Genomic DNA, 19,467 nt, shown 5'->3' on the forward strand with positions numbered 1-19,467 from the left:
GCATCTACGCCGACGTCCTGGGCCTCGAGCGCGTCAGCACCGACGACTCCTTCTTCGAACTCGGCGGCGACAGCATCTCGGCCATGGGCCTGGTCGCCGCGATCAACAGCAACCTGGGCGTGGCCCTCCCGGTCCGCGTTGTCTTCGAGGCACCCACGGTCGCCCAGCTGGCGCTGCGGATCGGCGAGGGCGCCCGCGGGCTGGAGCCATTGGTGGCCGCCGAGCGGCCCACTGTCATCCCGTTGTCGTTCGCGCAGAATCGGCTGTGGTTCCTCGACCAATTACAAGGCCCGTCACCGGTTTACAACATGGCGGCCGCGCTGCGGCTGAGCGGACGGCTCGATGCCGACGCGCTCGGCGCGGCCATGGCGGATGTGGTGGCCCGCCACGAGAGCCTGCGCACGCTGATCGCCGCGCCCGAGGGAACGCCCCAGCAGCTGGTGCTCCCCGTCGAACGGGCCGACTTCGGTTGGGAGATCGTCGACGCCCGCGGCTGGTCGGCCGGCCGGCTCGACGAGGCCATCGGCACGACGGCGCGCTACACGTTCGATTTGGCGGCCGAAATCCCCATGCGGGCAGAGCTTTTCCGCGTCGGCGAGGACGAGCACGTGCTGGTGGCCGTGGTCCATCACATCGCCGCCGACGGGATGTCGATCACCCCGCTGGTGCGCGACCTGGGCATGGCCTACGCCAGCCGGTGCTCCGGGGAGGCCCCCGGCTGGTCGCCCTTGGCCGTTCAGTACGTCGATTACACGCTGTGGCAGCGCGCGCAGCTCGGCGACCTCGACGACCGCGAGAGCCCCATCGCCGCCCAGCTGGCCTACTGGCAAGAGGCCCTGGCCGGCATGCCCGACCGGGTGCCGCTGCCCACGGACCGGCCCTACCCGCTGGTGGCCGATCAGCGCGGCGCCACCGTCGAAATCGACTGGCCCATCGACCTGCAACGCGGCGTCGGCGAGCTGGCCCGCAAGCACAACGCCACCAGCTTCATGGTGGTCCAGACGGCCCTGGCGGTGCTGCTCTCCAAGATCAGCGCCAGTCCCGATGTGGCGGTGGGTTTTCCGATCGCCGGGCGGCGCGACCCCGCACTCGACGACCTGGTCGGGTTCTTCGTCAACACCCTGGTGCTCCGGGTCGACCTGAATGAGCTGGGCGGCGACCCCACCTTCACCGACCTGATCGCCCAGGTGCGGCAGCGCAGCCTGGCCGCCTACGAACACCAAGACGTGCCCTTCGAGGTGCTGGTCGAGCGGCTCAACCCAACCCGAAGCCTGACGCACCATCCCCTGGTCCAGGTCCTGCTGGCCTGGCAGAACTTCGCCGGGCACGACAGCGGCCCGGTCAACGGCCTGTCCCTCGGCGACGTCGACATCGCGCCGATCCCGGTGGACACCCAAACCGCCCGCATGGATTTGACCTTCTCGTTGGCCGAGCGCTGGAGCGAGGACGGCGGCCCCGCCGGCATCGGCGGCACGGTGGAGTTCCGCACCGACGTTTTCGACGCCGAAAGCATCCAGTCCCTCGTCGGGCGGCTACAGCGGGTGCTGACGGCCATGACCGTCGACCCCACCCAGGCGTTGTCGTCGCTGGATCTGCTCGACGAGGCCGAGCATGCCCGGCTCGACGCGATGGGCAACCGGGCGGCGCTGGCCCGCCCCGCCGCCGCGCCGGTGTCCATTCCGGCGCTGTTCGCCGCGCAGGTGGCCCGCACCCCGGAGGCCGTGGCGCTGGTCTGCGACGGCCGGTCCATGACCTACCGCGAGCTCGACGAGGCCGCGGACCGGTTGGCCCATACGCTGGCCGGCCACGGGGCGCGTCCCGGACAGTTTGTGGCCCTGCTGTTTTCGCGCTCGGCCGAGGCGATCGTGGCGATCCTGGCCGTGCTCAAGTCGGGGGCGGCCTACCTGCCGATCGACCCCGCGCTGCCGGAGTCGCGCATCGGATTCGTGCTTGCCGACGCCGCCCCGATGGCCGTCATCACCACCGCCGAACTCACCGACCGGCTCGCCGACCACGACGTGCCGATCATCGACGTCAACGAAACCCCCCGGCCCGAAACGACATTGACGGCGCCGGGGCCGGCGGATCTGGCCTACCTGATCTACACGTCCGGCACCACCGGTGTCCCCAAGGGCGTCGCGGTCACCCACCGGAACGCGACCCAACTGCTGGCACGCATGGACACCGGCCTGCCCCGCGCCGGGGTCTGGTCGCAGTGGCATTCGCTGGCCTTCGACGTCTCGGTCCACGAGATCTTCGGCGCGCTGTTGCACGGTGGGCGGCTGGTCGTGGTGCCCGAGTCCGTGGCCCGCTCACCCGAAGACTTCCACGAACTGCTGGTCACCGAACGCGTCAGCGTGTTGAGCCAAACCCCTTCTGCGGCAGCGATGTTGGCCCCGGAGGGGCTGGAGTCCGTCTCCCTGGTGGTCGCCGGCGAGGCGTGCCCGGCCGAACTGGTGGACCGCTGGGGGCCGGGCCGGGCGATGATCAACGCCTACGGCCCGACCGAGGCCACGGTGTACGCGGCGGTCAGCGAGCCCCTGACGCCGGCGTCGGTGGAGTCCGGGGCCGTGCCCATCGGGTCGCCGGTGCCCGGGGGCGCGCTGTTCGTGCTCGACGGGTGGCTGCGGCCGGTGCCCGCCGGGGTGGTCGGCGAGTTGTATGTGGCCGGCGCCGGTGTCGCCAGCGGATATTGGAAACGGTCGGGCCTGACCGCATCGCGATTCGTCGCCTGCCCGTTCGGCGGGGCCGGCGCCCGGATGTACCGGACCGGGGACCTGGTGCGCTGGCGCGCCGACGGGCAGCTGGACTACCTGGGCCGGGCGGACGAGCAGGTCAAGATCCGCGGGTACCGCATCGAACTCGGTGAGGTGCGCGCGGCGCTGGCCTGGCTCGACGGGGTCGAGCAGGCGGTGGTGATCGCGCGGGGGGACCGCCCCGGCGATAAGCGCCTCGTCGCCTACATCACCGGAACGGCCGATCCGGCCGGGGCGCGCGAAGCGCTGGCGGAGCGGTTGCCGGCGTACATGATTCCCGCCGCCGTCGTCGCGCTCGAAGCGCTGCCGCTCACACCCAACGGCAAGCTCGACACCCGCGCCCTGCCCGCCCCGGAATACGCCGACGGCGACCGCTACCGCGCGCCCGGCAACGCCGTCGAGGAGATCCTGGCGGGCATCTACGCCCAGGTGCTCGGGCTCGACCGCGTCGGCATCGACGACTCGTTCTTCGACCTCGGCGGCGACAGCATCTCGTCGATGCAGGTCGTCACCCGGGCGCGGGCGGCCGGCCTGATCTGCCGCACCCGCGACATCTTCGTCGAACAGACCGTGGCCCGGCTGGCCCGCGTGGCCGAGGTGGCCGACGCGGGAGTCGCCGTGATCGACGAGGGCGTCGGGCCGGTGCCGGCGACCCCGATCATCCGGTGGCTGCAGGGGGTGGACGGTCCCGTCGATCAGTTCAACCAGGCGATGCTGGTGCAGGCCCCCGCGGGCGTCACCGAGGCCGACGCGCTGGTGATGTTGCAGGCCCTGCTCGACCGGCACGGCATGCTGCGCCTGCGGGTCGGCGACGACTGGTCGCTGACGGTGCCCGAGCCCGGTTCGGTCGATGCCCGCGACTGCCTGCACACCGTCGGCGAGTTGTCCGACGCCGCGCTGGTGCAGGCCCGGTCGCGGTTGAACCCGGCCGCCGGGGCGATGCTCAGCGCGCTGTGGATCGCCCCCACCGGCCAGCTGGTGGTGATCATCCACCACCTGGCCGTCGACGGGGTGTCCTGGCGAATCCTGTTGGAAGACTTGAACATCGCTTGGGCTCAGCACCGGCAGGGACAACCGGTGGCGCTGCCCGCGGCGGGCACCTCGTTCGCCCGATGGGCGCAGCGGCTTGCCGAGCGCGCGAACCACCCGGACGTCGTGGACCAGCTGGGCACCTGGCAGCGGGTGGCGGCGACGCCCGCGGCGCTGCCCGCGGTCCGCCCCGAGGCCGACACCTTCGCCACCGCCGGGCAGCTATCGGTCGAGCTGGACATCGAAACCACCGGCATGCTGCTCGGTGCGGTGCCAGCGGCCTTCCACGCGGGCGTCGGTGACATCCTGCTGATCTCGTTCGCCCTCGCGCTCACCGAATTCCTGGGCGGACCGCCGGTCGGCATCGACGTCGAGGGCCACGGCCGCCACGAGGAGCTGGGCCGCGACGTCGACCTGTCCCGAACGGTGGGATGGTTCACCGCCAAGTACCCGGTGTCGGTGAACGTGGGCGGCTTGTCGTGGGCGCAGGTGGTCGCCGGCGAGGCCGCGCTCGGCGCGGCGCTCAAGGACGCCAAGGAGCAGCTGCGCGCCCTCCCGGACGCGCTGACCTATGGGCTGCTGCGCTACCTGAACGCCGACGCCGACCTGGACGCGACCGACCCGCCGATCGGTTTCAACTACCTGGGGCGTCAGGGCGGCGCCGCCGCGCTCTCCGACGAGATGTGGCGGCCAGTGCCGGGCCCGGCCACCGCCGCGGCCGCGGCGATCCCCATGCCGTTGATGCACACGCTGGAACTCAACGCGGCCACCGTCGACACCGATGCCGGCCCGCGCCTGCACGCCAACTGGACGTGGGCGCCGTCCACGCTGGACGACGAGCAGGTCGCACGGCTGAGCCGGCTGTGGTTCGAGGCCCTGGCCGGGGTCTGCGCCCACGTGCGATCGGGCGGCGGCGGGCTGACGCCGTCCGACATCGCGCCCGCCCGCCTCAACCAAAAGCAAATCGACCAGCTGCAGCGCCACCACGACATCGTCGACGTGCTACCGCTGACCCCGGTCCAGCAGGGGCTGCTCTTCCACGCGAACACCGTGCGGGGCGGCGACCAGGACGCCAGCGACCTCTACGCCGGGCAGCTCGACATCACCGTCACCGGCCCGCTCGACCCCGAGCGCCTGCACGACGCCGTGCGCGGGGTCGTCAAACGGCATCCGAACCTGGTGGCCCGATTCTTCGACCAGTTCGACGAGCCGGTGCAGGTAATCGCGGCCGATCCCGCGGCGGCCTGGCAGTACCTCGAACTCGAGGACGAGGCGGACATCGCGCGGCTGTGCGCCGCCGAGCGGGCCGCCGTCTGCGACCTGGCCAACCAGCCGCCCTTCCGGGTCGCCTTGATCCGCACCGCGATCGATGTGCACCGGCTGGTGCTGACCAACCACCACATCGTGCTCGACGGCTGGTCGATGCCAATTCTGCTGGGGGACATCTTCGCCGGCTACTACGGCCAGCGTCCGCCCGCGGCGGCCCCCTACCGCGGCTTCGTCAGCTGGCTGGCCGACCGTGACCGCGACGCGGCCCGCGCCGCCTGGGGCGAGGTGTTCGCCGGCTTCGACACCCCGACCCTGGTCGGCCGCCAGGACCGAATGACGCTGGGGGAGCAGGGCATTCGAACGTTTACTCTGCCGGCCGACCTCACCCGGGCCGTCGGCGAGCTGGCCCGCTCGTGCCACACCACCGTCAACACGGTGCTGCAAGCCGCTTACGCGCAACTGCTGTGCTGGATGACCGGTCAGCGCGACGTCGCATTCGGCACCACCGTCTCGGGCCGGCCGGCCGAGGTGCCCGGCGCGGAGGCGATGGTCGGCCTGTTGATCAACACCGTTCCGGTGCGGGCGAACATCACCCCGACGACGACGGCCGCCGACCTACTTTTGCAGCTGCAGGACGCCCACAACCACACGCTCGACCATCAGCACCTGGCGCTCAACGAAATTCACCGGATCACCGGCCAGGACACGCTGTTCGACACCTTGTTCGCCTTCGAGAACTACCCGATCGACGCCACCGCATTGTCGGGCAACCACGAATTGGCCATCACCGACATCGCCACCCGCGAATCCACCCAATACCCGTTGACATTCCAGGCCCAGCCGGGAACCGAACTGCGGCTGCGCGTCGAATACGACACCGACGTGTTCGACGCCGCGGCCATCGACACGCAGATCGAGCGGCTACGACGGCTGCTGACCGCGATGACGAGCGACCCGGCGCGGCCGCTGTCGGCGGTCGATGTGCTGGACGCCGGTGAGCGCGCTTGGTTGGACGAGGTCGGCAACCGGGCGGTGCTGAGCCGGCCGTGGGCGCCGGCATCGATTCCGGAGCTGTTCGCCGCGCAGGCGGCGCGCGACCCCAAGGCACCGGCGCTGACGTTCGACGGGCGGTCGATGACCTACCGTGAGCTCGACAAAGCGTCAAACCGACTGGCACACTTGCTGATTCGCGGCGGGGCCGGCCCGGGTGACGCCGTCGCGTTGCTGCTACCCCGGTCGGCCGAGGCGATCGTCGCGATCCTGGCGGTGCTCAAGACCGGGGCGGCCTACCTGCCGATCGACCCCGCGCTCCCGGCGGCCCGTAAAGACTTCATGCTCGCCGACACGGCGCCGATAGCCGCGGTCACCACGGGGGCCCTGCGATCGGAGTTGGACGGTCACGACCTGCTGGTGGTCGACGTCGCCGATCCCGCCCTGCACACCCAGCCCGCGGCGGCGCCGCCGGGGCCGTCCCCCGAGGACATGGCGCACATCATCTACACCTCGGGCACCACCGGCACGCCGAAGGGGGTGGCGGTCACACACGCCAATGTGACGCGGTTGTTCGACGCGCAGGCCGTCGGCGTGCCGTTGAGCCCGGGGCAGGTGTGGGCCCAATTCCATTCGTATGCGTTCGATTTCTCGGTGTGGGAGATCTGGGGGGCGTTGCTGCATGGCGGGCGGTTGGTGGTGGTGCCCGATGCGGTCGCCCGCTCGCCCAAGGACTTGCACGCGCTGTTGGTGGCCGAAAGGGTCAGCGTGCTCAGTCAGACCACGGCCGCGGTGCGGATGTTGTCCCCGCAGGGGCTCGAGGGCACGGCGTTGGTGGTGGGCGCCGAGCCGGTGGGGGCGGAGTTGGTGGACCGCTGGGCGCCGGGGCGGGTGATGGTCAACGTGTACGGCCCGACCGAGGCGACCATCTTCACCACCGCGAGCCTCCCGCTGGCGGCGAAGTCCGGGGTGCCGCCGATCGGGTCGGCGGTGCCCGGGGCGGCGTTGTTCGTGCTGGACGGGTGGTTGCGCCCGGTGCCGGTCGGGGTGGTCGGGGAGTTGTATGTGGCCGGGCGCGGGGTCGGGTTGGGCTACTTGCGCCGGGCCGGGCTCACCGCGACGCGGTTCGTCGCCTGCCCGTTCGGTACACCCGGGGAGCGGATGTATCGCAGCGGGGATTTGGTGCGCTGGGGCGCCGACGGACAGCTGCGGTATGTCGGGCGGGCCGACGCCCAGGTCAAGGTCCGCGGGTACCGCATCGAGCTGGGTGAAATCCAAAGCGCGCTAACGGATTTGACCGGTGTGGACCAGGCGGTGGTCGTGGTGCGCGAGGACCGCCCCGGCGACAAGCGCCTGGTCGGCTACTACACCGGCACCGCCGAGCCGCGTGCGCTGCGCACCGAACTGGCCGACCGGCTGCCGGGCTACATGGTCCCCACCGCCCTGGTGCCCCTCGACGCCTTGCCGCTGACGATCAACGGCAAACTCGACACCCGCGCCCTGCCCGCCCCCGAGTACACCGCCTCCGGCTACCGCGCCCCCACCAATGCCGTCGAGGAGATCCTCGCCGGCATCTACGCCCAAGTCCTCGGCGTCGAGCGCGTCGGCATCGACCAATCCTTCTTCGACCTCGGCGGCGACAGCATTTCGGCGATGCGCCTCATCGCGGCCGTCAACACCGACCTGGACGAATACCTTTCGGTGCGCGCCATTTTCGAGGCGCCCACGGTCGCGCAGCTGGCGCCCCGGATCGGGGAAGCCGGGGGTGGCCTGGAGCCCTTGACGGCCGGCCCCCGGCCCGCCGTGGTTCCGCTCTCGTTCGCCCAGAGCCGGCTGTGGTTCCTCGACCAATTGCAAGGCCCGTCACCGGTTTACAACATGGCGGCGGCCATGCGGCTGCGCGGCCGGCTCGACGCCCCGGCCCTCGGCGCGGCGCTGGCCGACGTCGTCGCCCGCCACGAGAGCCTGCGGACCGTGTTCACCGCACCCGAGGGAACCCCGCAGCAGGTGGTCATCCCCGCGGAGCAAGCCGAGTTCGGCTGGCAGGTCATCGACGCCGTCGGCTGGTCGCCGAGCCGGCTGGACGGGGCCGTCAGGGCCGCGGCCCGCGAGACCTTCGACCTGGCGACCGATATCCCGTTGCGCGGCTGGCTGTTCCGCGTCGCGGACGACGAACACGTGCTGGTCGCCGTGGTGCACCACATCGCCGCCGACGGCTGGTCGTTGCGGCCCTTGGCCGCCGACCTGGGGATCGCGTACGCCAGCCGGTGCGCGGGCGAGGCGCCCCGTTGGGCCGAATTGCCCGTCCAGTACGTGGATTACACGCTGTGGCAGCGCGCCCAGTTCGGTGATCTGAAGGATCGCGGCAGTCGCATCGCCGCGCAGCTGGCCTACTGGGAAAAGACGCTGGCCGGCATGCCGGAGCGGTTGCAACTGCCCACCGACCGGCCCTACCCCCAGGTCGCGGACCAGCGCGGGGCCACGGTGGCCATCGACTGGCCGGCGGATCTGCAGCAGCAGGTCGCCGCGGTGGCACGCGAACACAACGCGACCAGCTTCATGGTGGTGCAGGCCGCCCTGGCGGTGCTGCTGTCCAAGGTCAGCGCGAGTACCGATGTGGCCGTTGGCTTCCCGATCGCCGGGCGGCGCGACCCCGCGCTCGACGACCTGGTCGGATTCTTCGTCAACACCCTGGTGCTGCGGGTCGACGTAACCGGCGACCCCACCTTCGCCGAGCTGCTGGACCGGGTCCGCGCGCGCAGCCTGGAGGCGTTCGAGCATCAGGACGTGCCCTTCGAGGTGCTGGTGGAGCGGGTCAACCCGACCCGAAGCCTGACCCATCACCCGCTGATCCAGGTGATGCTGGCGTGGCAGAACTTCGGGGGACAGGACAACGACGCCGCGACCGGGCTGGCGCTGGGTGACGTTCGGGTCAGCTCGATACCGCTGGACACCCAGGTCGCCCGCATGGACCTGACGTTCTCGCTGGCCGAGCGCTGGACCGAGGCGGGCGAGCCCGCCGGGATCGGCGGGCGGGTGGAGTTCCGCACCGACGTGTTCGACGCGGCCAGCATCGAGACGCTGGTCGCCCGCCTGCAGCGGGTGCTGACGACGATGACCACCGATCCCGCCCGTTCGGTGTCGTCGGTCGACCTGCTCGACGCGGTCGAGCACGTCCGGCTGGACGAGATCGGCAACCGGGCGGCGCTGACCGCGCCGAAGGCCGCGCCGGTGTCGATCCCCGAGTCCTTCGCCGCCGAGGTGACCCGCAGGCCGGACGCTCCGGCGCTGGGCTGCGGCACCCGCGTGTGGACGTATCGCGAGCTCGATGAGTCGTCGAATCGGTTGGCGCACTTGCTCATCGAGTACGGCGCCGGCCCGGGACACACCGTCGCCCTGCTCTTCGACCGATCCGCCGAGGCGATCGTGTCCATCCTGGCGGTGCTCAAGACCGGGGCGGCCTACCTGCCCATCGACCCCGCGCACCCCGCGGCCCGCATCGGCTTCATGCTCGCCGACGCCGCGCCCGTCGCGGCGATCACCACCGCCGAGCTGGCCGGCCGGCTGGGCGAGCACGACGTGCCCGTCATCGACGCCGACGGCCCGGCCGTCACCACCCGGCCCGCGGCGGCGTTGCCGGCACCCAGCGCCGAGGACATCGCCTACCTGATCTACACGTCGGGGACCACCGGGGTGCCCAAAGGCGTTGCGGTGAGCCACCGCAGCGTGACCCAGCTGATCGCGTCCGCGGACGCGAACCTGCCGGACGGCGGGGTGTGGTCGCAGTGGCACTCCTACGGCTTCGACGTCTCGGTATGGGAGATCTTCGGCGCGCTCTTGCGCGGCGGGCGGCTGGTGGTGGTGCCCGACGCGGTGGTGCGGTCCCCGGAGGACCTGCACGCCCTGCTGATCGCCGAGCGGGTCAGCGTGCTGAGCCAAACCCCCTCTGCCGCAGCCATGTTGGACCCGGAGGGGCTGGAGTCCGCCGCGCTGGTGGTGGCCGGCGAGGCCTGCCCGACCGAGCTGGTGGACCGGTGGGCGCCGGGGCGCGTGATGATCAACGCCTACGGACCGACCGAGGCCACGGTGTACGCGGCGATCAGCGCGCCGCTGAGGGCGGGCGACGGCGTGGTTCCGATCGGGTCGCCGGTGGCCGGGGCGGCGTTGTTCGTGCTGGACGACTCCCTGCGGCCGGTGCCGCCCGGCGTGGTCGGCGAGCTGTACGTGGCCGGCGCCGGGCTCGCCCGCGGGTATTGGCGACGGGCGGCGCTGACCGCGTCGCGGTTCGTCGCCTGCCCGTTCGGCGGGCCCGGGGCGCGCATGTACCGCACCGGTGACCTGGTGTGCTGGGGCGCGGACGGGCAGCTGCAATACCTGGGTCGGGCCGACGCGCAGGTCAAGATCCGCGGCTACCGCATCGAACTCGGCGAGATCCAGGCGGCGCTGGCCGACCTGGACGGCGTGCGGCAGGCGGCGGTCATCGCCCGCGAGGACCGACCCGGGGACAAGCGCCTGGTCGGCTACGTCACCGGGTCGGCGGAACCCGCCGAGGTGCGCGCCCGGCTGGCCGGCCGCCTCCCCGCGTACATGGTTCCGGCGGCGGTGGTGGCGCTCGACGCGCTGCCGCTGACGCCCAACGGCAAGCTCGACAGCCGCGCCCTCCCGGCGCCCGAGTACCGCGACGCCGAGCGCTACCGCGCCCCGAGCACCCCGGCCGAGGAGGTCCTGGCCGGCATCTACGCGCAGGTGCTCGGGGTCGAGCGGGTGGGCGTGGACGACTCCTTCTTCGACCTGGGCGGCGACAGCATCTCGTCGATGCAGGTGGTGACGCGCGCCCGCGCCGCCGGCCTGACGTGCCGGACGCGCGACATCTTCGTCGAACAGACGGTGGCCCGGTTGGCCCGCGTGGTCGGGGTGGCCGACGGCGACGCCGGCGTGACCGACGAGGGCACCGGGGACCTGCCCGCGACGCCGATCATCCGCTGGCTGCAGGGAGTGGACGGTCCCGTCGACCAGTTCAACCAGACGATGGTCGTCGAGGCCCCCGCCGGGGTCGGGGAGGCCGACGCGGTGGCGGTGTTGCAGGCCCTGCTCGACCGGCACGCCATGCTGCGGCTGCGCGTCGACGCGAATTGGTCCCTGACGGTGCCGGAGGCCGGCGCCGTGCGCGCCGCCGACAACCTGCGCGCGGTCGACGCGCTGTCCGACGCGTCGGTGGCGGCGGCACGGTCGCGGCTGAGCCCGGCCGACGGGGTGATGCTGAGCGCGCTGTGGGTCAGCTCCACCCGCCAGCTGGTGCTGATCATCCACCACCTGGCCGTCGACGGCGTCTCCTGGCGAATCCTGTTGGAAGACTTGAACATTGCCTGGGCGCAGCGCAGTGGCGGGCAGCCGGTGGCGCTGCCGCCGGGCGGCACGTCGTTCGCCCGCTGGGCCGCGCTCCTGGACGAGCACGCGCACGCCCCGGCCGTCGTCGAGCGGACCGACGCCTGGAAGCGCATCGCGGCGGCCCCGCCCGCGCTGCCGGCGGTGCGCCCCGACACGGACACGTACGAGACCGCCGAGCACCTCTCGGTGCGGCTCGACGTGGAGACCACCCGCACGCTGCTCGGCGAGGCGCCGGCCGCCTTCCACGCCGGCGTCAACGACATCCTGTTGATCGGTTACGCGCTGGCGTGGGCCGAGTTCTTGGGCCCCGACCTTCCTGGCGGGGCGCCGGTCGGCATCGACGTCGAGGGTCACGGGCGGCACGAGGAACTGGCCGCCGGCGTGGACCTGTCGCGCACCGTCGGCTGGTTCACCACCAAGTACCCGGTTGCCCTGGCGGTGGGCGAATTGCCTTGGGCGCAAGTGGTTTCCGGTGACCCGGCGCTGGGGGAGGTGCTCAAGGCGGCCAAGGAGCAGCTGCGCGGCATGCCGGATCCGCTGACCTACGGGCTGCTGCGCTACCTGAACGCCGACGTCGACCTGGACGGCTCCGACCCGCCGATCGGCTTCAACTACCTGGGCCGGCTGGGCGGCGCCGCGGCCGAGATGTCGGACGAGCTGTGGCGCATCTGCAGGGACGGCTCGGCCGTCACCGCGACCAGCACGGCGGTCCCCATGCCGCTGATGCACACCGTCGACCTCAACGCGGGAACCGCCGACGGCGAGGCCGGCCCGCAGCTGCACGCCAACTGGACGTGGGCGCCCTCGGCGCTGGACCGCGAGCAGGTCACTCGGCTGAGCCGGCTCTGGTTCGAGGCGCTGACCGGCATCTGCGCCCACGTGCGCGGCGGCGGCGGGGGGCTGACCCCGTCGGACATCCTGCCCGCCCGGCTGGACCAGCGACAGATCGACGAGCTCGAGCGCCTCGACGCCGTCGCCGACGTGCTGCCGTTGACCCCCCTGCAGCAGGGCCTGCTCTTCCACGCCACCACCACGCGGGCGAGCCACGACGACCTGTACGTGGTTCAGCTGGACATCGGCGTCACCGGCCCGCTCGACCCCGACCGGCTGCGCGAGGCGGTGCAAGCGGTGGTGGAGCGGCACCCGCACCTGGTGGCCCGATTCCGCGACCAGTTCGACGAACCGGTGCAGGTCATCCCCGCCAAGCCGGTGATGGCGTGGCGGTACCTGGAGCTCCGGGGCGCCGACGAGCGCGTGCAGGAACTCTGCGCCGCCGAGCGCGCCGCGGTCTACGACCTGGCCGACCGGCCCGCGTTCCGGGTGGCCATGATTCGCACGGCCGAGAACCGGCACCGGCTGGTGCTCACGATTCACCACATCGTGCTGGATGGCTGGTCGGTGCCGATCCTGGTGAACGAGACCTTCGCCTGCCTCACCGGGCAGCGGTTGGCCCCGCCCGCGCCCTATCGCCGGTTCGTCACCTGGCTGGCCGGGCGCGACCTCGACGCCGCGCGGGCGGCGTGGGGCGAGGTGCTCGCCGGCTTCGACACCCCGACGCTGGTCGGACCGCCGACCAAGCTGGAGCCGGGCGCCCGGGGCCTCACGACGTTCGCGGTGCCCGCCGAGACCACCGCCGCGCTCGCCGAGCTGGCCCGGTCCTGCCAGACCACGGTCAGCACCGTGCTGCAGGCCGCGTGGGCGCAGCTGCTGACCTGGCTGACCGGCAACTACGACGTCGCGTTCGGAACCACCGTCTCCGGCCGGTCGGCCGAGGTGGCGGGCGCCGAATCGATGGTCGGCCTGCTGATCAACACGATCCCGGTGCGCGCCCGCATCACGCCCGCCACCACCACCCGGGAGCTGCTGGACCAGTTGCAGGGCGCGCACAACGAGACGCTCGACCACGAACACCTGTCGCTGAGCGAAATCCACCGGATGACCGGTCACGAACGGCTTTTCGACACGCTGTTCGGCTACGAGAACTATCCGCTGGAAACCTCGGCGATGGCGGTCAACCACGAGCTGTCCATCACCGACTTCAACATGTTCGAGCGCAACCATTACCCGTTGACGATGCAGGCCGCCCTGTCCGGCGACCGGCTCGGACTCCGGGTGGAATACGACGCGGGATTGTTCGACGCGGGCACTATCGACGCGCTGACCGAGCGGCTGCAGCGGGTGTTGCTGGCGATGACCACCGACCCCGCCCGGCGGCTCTCCGCGGTCGACCTGCTGGACGCCCCGGAGCACACGCACCTGGACGGGATCGGCAACCGGGCGGTGCTGGCGGGGCCGGCCCCCACCCCGGTCTCGATCCCGGAGATGTTCGGCGCGCAGGTCGCCCGCCGGCCCGACGCCCTCGCGGTCGGCTGGGACGACCTGTCCCTGACGTACCGCGAGCTCAACGACGCGGCGAACCGGCTGGCGCACCTGCTCCTCGCCGAGGGCGCGGGCCCGGGACAGTCGGTGGCCCTGCTGTTTTCCCGCTCGGCGCAGGCGATCGTGGCGATCCTGGCGGTGCTCAAGACGGGAGCGGCGTACCTGCCGATCGACCCGGCGGCCCCGGCCGCCCGGATCCGGTTCATGCTCACCGACGCCGCGCCGATCGCCGCCATCACCACCGAAGGGTTGCGCTCGCGGCTGGACGGGCGCGACGTCCGGGTCATCGACATCGAGGACGCGCGGATCGCGGACTACCCGCACACCGCGTTGCCGGCGCCCCCGGCGGACGGCGTCGCCTATCTCATCTACACCTCCGGGACCACCGGCGTGCCCAAGGGCGTGGCGGTCACCCACCAGAACGTGACCCGGCTGATCGGCTCGCTCGACGCCGGCCTGCCGTCCCCCGGCGTGTGGACGCAGTGCCATTCGTACGCCTTCGACGTGTCGGTGTGGGAGATCTTCGCCCCGCTGCTGCGCGGCGGGCGCGTGGTCGTGGTGCCCGAGTCGGTGGTGCGCTCACCGCGGGACTTCCGCGCCCTGCTGGTCGACGAAGGGGTCAGCGTCCTGACCCAGACCCCGTCGGCGGTCGCGGCGCTGGACCCGGCCGGTCTCGACGGGTTGGCGCTGGTGATGGCCGGTGAGGCCTGCCCCGCCGAGGTGGTCGACCGCTGGGCGCCGGGGCGGGTGATGGTCAACGCCTACGGCCCCACCGAGACCACGATGTGCGTGGCGATCAGCGCCCCGCTGGCGGCGGGCTCGGGCGTGCCGCCGATCGGCTCGCCGGTGGCGGGCGCGGCGTTGTTCGTGCTCGACGCCTGGCTGCGGCCGGTGCCGCCCGGGGTGGTCGGCGAACTCTACGTGGCCGGCACCGGCGTGGCCGCCGGCTATGCCGGACGGGCCGGGCTGACCGGGTCGCGGTTCGTCGCCTGCCCGTTCGGCGGGCCCGGGGCGCGGATGTACCGCACCGGCGACCTGGTGCTCTGGGGGGCCGACGGCCAGCTCTGCTATGTGGGCCGCGCCGACGAGCAGGTCAAGATCCGCGGCTACCGCATCGAACTCGGTGAGGTCCAGGCGGCGCTGGCCCGGTTGGACGGCGTCGAGCAGGCGGTGGTGATCGCCCGCGAGGACCGCCCCGGAGACAAGCGGCTGGTCGGCTACATCACCGGAACGGCCGACCCCGCCGAGGCCCGCACCGCGCTGGCCGGGCGGCTGCCGGTGTACATGGTGCCCGCCGCCGTGCTGGGGCTCGACGCCCTGCCGCTCACGCCCAACGGCAAACTCGACACCCGCGCCCTGCCCCCGCCCGAGTACACCGGCCGCGGATACCGGGCGCCGTCGAACGCGACCGAGGAGATCCTGGCCGGCACCTTCGCCCGGGTGCTCGGCGTCGAGCGGGTGGGCGTGGACGACTCCTTCTTCGACCTGGGCGGCGACAGCATCTCGGCGATGCGGTTGATCGCCACGCTCAACGCCGACCTGTCCGTCGACCTCGCGGTGCGCACCCTGTTCGACGCGCCCACCGTGCGAAGCCTGAGCCAGCGGCTCGTCACGGACTCCGGCGCCACCCCGGACGTCGTGCCGGTGCAGACCCTGAAGCGCGGCGCCGGCATTCCGGTGTTCTGCATCCACCCCGCGGGCGGCGTCAGCTGGCCGTACCAGGTGCTCGGCAACTACCTGGACTGCCCGATCATCGGGATACAACAGGTGCCGGAAGCCGCAGAAAGCGATGCCCGGTCAATCCGGGAGCTGGCGGAAACCTACGCCGACAGGCTGCAGCGGGTGTACCCGTCCGGGCCCTACAACCTGCTCGGCTGGTCGTTTGGCGGCGTCGTCGCCCACGAGGTCGCGATCGCGCTGCAGCGCCGCGGGTGCGATGTCGCCCGCCTCATCCTGCTCGACGCCCAGCCCGCCGTCGGCGACGGCGTCGTCCTGCCGGACGCGCTGGCCGAACACCACCCGGACGCCTGGCGATCCGGGCGGCTCGTCGACCTGCTGACCGACAACGCCCGCAAGAACGCCGCCTGGTACCGGGCGCACCGGCCCGGGGTGTTGCGCGGCAACATCACCGTCTTCGCCGCCACGGCGGACGGCAGCGACCGCGCCGCGTTCCTGGCATCCTCCTGGCGGCCGTACGTGTCCGGCGAGATCCTGACCTACTCGATCGAGTGCGCGCACGACGACATGCTGACCAACGATTCGGTGGGGCTGTACGGGCAGCGGCTCAGGCATCTCCTCGTCCTCGCCGAACGGCGGCTCGAATTGGCCCACGATGGCCAGCACGCGTCGCGGGACGACAAGCGTCCCGGGGAGCGAGCCGGCTGATTAGTTGCCGACGGCGGCTCTGTGCTGGGGGCAATAGGACGCCACCGAGGCGCCGAGCAGGTAGCCGGCCTCGTGTGCCGACAGGTCCGTGGCCCGCACGACATTCAGCACCAGCGAGGTCGGCGTCTTGCCCTTGTCGAGCCCGGCGCACATGTTGTGCCCGGCGGCGATCGCGGCCCCGCGATCGGTGAAGACGATCCCGCTGCGCTGAATCTCCGCGATGAACGCGTCATCGTTTTGATCGGCGGACGCGGGCGCCGCGAAAAGCAATCCGCCCCCCGCAAGCATCACCGCGCCGACAATCACTCGCGTCAAGGTCTTCCTCAAAGTGGCCACCGCACTCCCTGCCATAACGGTGGCTGAACATTAACCAGAACCGAGGCACCCTTCTCGCCGGCGTTGATCGCGCCACCTCACACAAACCGGCCCCACTCGGCCGGGAAAATGGGTGGTCACCCCCGGACGGCGCCCGGGTCCGGGCCGGCAGCGGGGCGTCGAAAAGGCTTGCGCCGCCTGCGGTCCCATTCACCGGCGGCGCCCCGTGCGTCTCGGCGACCAGACAACCCGCTCGGGACGGACGGCGACGGCCGGACCGCCCGGCCGTGAACGGCGAGAGCAGAGCGCAACCAAGATTTAACAGGCGCGGTGTAACCCGCCGGCGGCATCCGCTTTGCCGCCGATACCGCCGCGGACCGGACCGCCGCACCGACGCATTTCACAGTGGCCGTTAGGGCGCGCCGCGACCGCCTTCGGTATGGTCCAAGGAGTGTGCGGAGTCACCGGGGAGGTACGGCTCGACGGGCGGGTCCCCGACGTAGCAGCGGTGTCCGCAATGGCCGCCGTGATGGCCCCGAGGGGTCCCGATGCGTCGGGCGCCTGGTCGCAGGGGCGTGTCGCGCTCGGCCACCGCCGGCTCAAGATCATCGACCTGAGCGAGGCCGGCGCCCAGCCGATGGTCGACTCGGAACTGGGTCTGGCCATCGCCTTCAACGGCTGCATCTACAACTACAAGGAGCTGCGCCGCGAACTCAGCGGGCACGGCTTCCGGTTCTTCTCGCACAGTGACACCGAGGTGCTGCTCAAGGCCTACCGCCACTGGGGCGACGACTTCGTCAGCCACCTGCACGGCATGTTCGCCTTCGCCATCGTCGAACGCGACAGCGGCCGGGTGTTGCTCGGCCGCGACCGGCTCGGGATCAAGCCGCTCTACCTGACCGAGGACAGCCACCGGATCCGGTTCGCCTCGGCCCTGCCGGCGCTGCTGGCCGGCGGTGGCGTGGACACCCGCATCGACGCCCAGGCGTTGCACCACTACATGACGTTCCACTCGGTGGTCCCGGCGCCGCTGACCATCCTGCGGGGCGTCCGCAAGGTCCCACCCGCTTCGCTGATCGCCATCGAACCCGACGGCCGGCGCACCACCACCACCTACTGGACACCCGACTTCACCCGGCGCGCCGACCGCGCCGGCTGGTCGGAGAGCGATTGGGAAGAGGCGGTGCTGGACGCGCTTCGCGTCGCGGTCAAGCGCCGGTTGGTGGCCGACGTGCCGGTCGGCTGCCTGTTGTCCGGCGGCGTCGACTCCAGCCTGATCGTCGGCCTGCTCGCCGAGGCGGGCCAGCACGGCCTGATGACCTTCTCCATCGGCTTCGAGTCCGCCGGCGGCGTCGAGGGCGACGAGTTCCGGTGGTCCGACATCATCGCCCAGCGCTTCGAAACCGACCACCACCAGATCCGCATCGGAACCGACCGGATGCTGCCCGCGCTCGACGGCGCCATCGGCGCGATGAGCGAGCCGATGGTCAGCCACGACTGTGTTGCCTTCTACCTCCTCAGCCAGGAAGTGGCGCGCCACGTGAAGGTCGTGCAGTCCGGCCAGGGCGCCGACGAGGTGTTCGCCGGCTACCACTGGTACCCGCCGATGGGTTCGCCGGCCGCGGCGTCGCTGCAGGGTTCGGTGGCCGAATACCGCGGCGCCTTCTTCGATCGCGATTCGGCGGAGCTGGCGGGCCTGCTGGGCCCGGGCATCATGGCGGCGGACGACCCCAGCGAGCGCTTCGTCACCGAGCACTTCGCCCGGGCGGGCGCCGAGACGGGCGTCGACCGGGCGCTGCGGCTGGATACCACCGTGATGCTGGTGGACGACCCGGTGAAGCGCGTCGACAACATGACCATGGCCTGGGGCCTGGAGGGCCGGGTGCCGTTCCTGGATCACGAGTTGGTCGAGCTCGCGGCGACCTGCCCGCCGGAGCTCAAGATCGCCCACGAAGGCAAGGGCGTCCTCAAACAGGCGGCGCGGCGGGTGATTCCGTCGGCGGTCATCGACCGGCCCAAGGGATACTTCCCCGTTCCGGCGCTGACCCACCTCGAGGGCCCCTACCTCGACATGGTGCGCGACGCGCTCTATGCCCCAGTTGCCAAGGAGCGCGGCCTGTTTCGCACCGAGGCGGTCGATGCCCTGCTGGCCGACCCCAACGGCAAGCTGACCCCGTTGCGCGGCAACGAACTCTGGCAGATCGCCCTGCTCGAACTCTGGCTGCAGCGGCACGGCATTTCGGGCCCCGTGGCATGACCGTCATCGATCCCTCCGGCGACCACACCGAGGCGATCACACTCGGTCTGCACGACGCGTCACCGCCGGAGTTGGTCGAGGCGATGGCCAAGGATGTCGAGCTCGAATTGGGTTGGGGCCGACTGATTTTCGGGCAGACCTTCGCCGACGCCCACCAGCTGGTGGAGGCGCTGCGGCGGGAGGGGCCCGGGCGCCGCGACATCTGCATCTACGCGCGCGAATCCCACGTCGTGGTCGCCGAAGCGCCCACCGAGCTTTTCATCGACCCCAGCCACACCTATCGGCTGCGGTTCACCGAGTCCACCGCCGAGGAGCTGTCGGCCGCGCCGCTCGGCGTGACCGTGCGCACGCTGAACGACCCGGTCGACGCCGACGCGATGAACCGCGTCTACGTGCGCTGCGGAATGGTCCCGGCCGGCGTCGACGTCATCTGGAACAACCACCTGAACGTGCCGGCGGTGACCTATCTGCTGGCCGTGCGCGACGCCGACGGCGCGGTGGTGGGCACGGTGACCGGCGTCGACCACGAGCTGCTGTTCTCCGACCCGGAGCAGGGATCGAGCCTGTGGACCCTGGCCGTCGACCCCGCGGCCGGCCTCCCCGGCATCGGGGCGGCGCTGACCCGTGCCCTGGCCGAGCGCTTCCGCGACGCGGGCCGCGCCTACATGGACCTGTCCGTCGCGCACGACAACGCCGCCG

At 71.8% G+C, this 19,467-nt stretch carries 4 protein-coding genes; 3 read left to right on the top strand and 1 reads right to left on the bottom strand.

Annotated features, from left to right (window positions below):
* The coding region (locus tag A5702_RS13620; protein WP_068221352.1) for a non-ribosomal peptide synthetase at nucleotides 1-16,196 on the top strand (16,196 nt) is incomplete at its 5' end.
* Here the strand turns inward: A5702_RS13620 and A5702_RS13625 are convergent.
* Nucleotides 16,197-16,502: a DUF732 domain-containing protein gene (locus A5702_RS13625; RefSeq protein WP_231633812.1), complete on the bottom strand. Its 306-nt coding sequence runs from the start codon at nucleotides 16,500-16,502 to the stop codon at nucleotides 16,197-16,199. It abuts the gene before it with no gap.
* Nucleotides 16,503-16,962: 460 nt separating this feature from the next.
* Between A5702_RS13625 and A5702_RS13630 the strand changes: the two genes are divergently transcribed.
* Both A5702_RS13630 and A5702_RS13635 read left to right on the top strand, forming a co-directional pair.
* The gene (locus A5702_RS13630) at nucleotides 16,963-18,768 is read left to right on the top strand and encodes an N-acetylglutaminylglutamine amidotransferase (protein WP_067821459.1); all 1,806 of its coding nucleotides are present in this window, start codon (nucleotides 16,963-16,965) and stop codon (nucleotides 18,766-18,768) included.
* Nucleotides 18,765-19,467, top strand: a 703-nt coding sequence (locus A5702_RS13635) for a GNAT family N-acetyltransferase (protein ID WP_156669617.1), incomplete at its 3' end; no start/stop codon positions are given. The genes A5702_RS13630 and A5702_RS13635, both read left to right, overlap by 4 nt.

It is taken from the genome of Mycobacterium sp. E3339, assembly GCF_001666915.1.
GTDB lineage: Bacteria > Actinomycetota > Actinomycetes > Mycobacteriales > Mycobacteriaceae > Mycobacterium.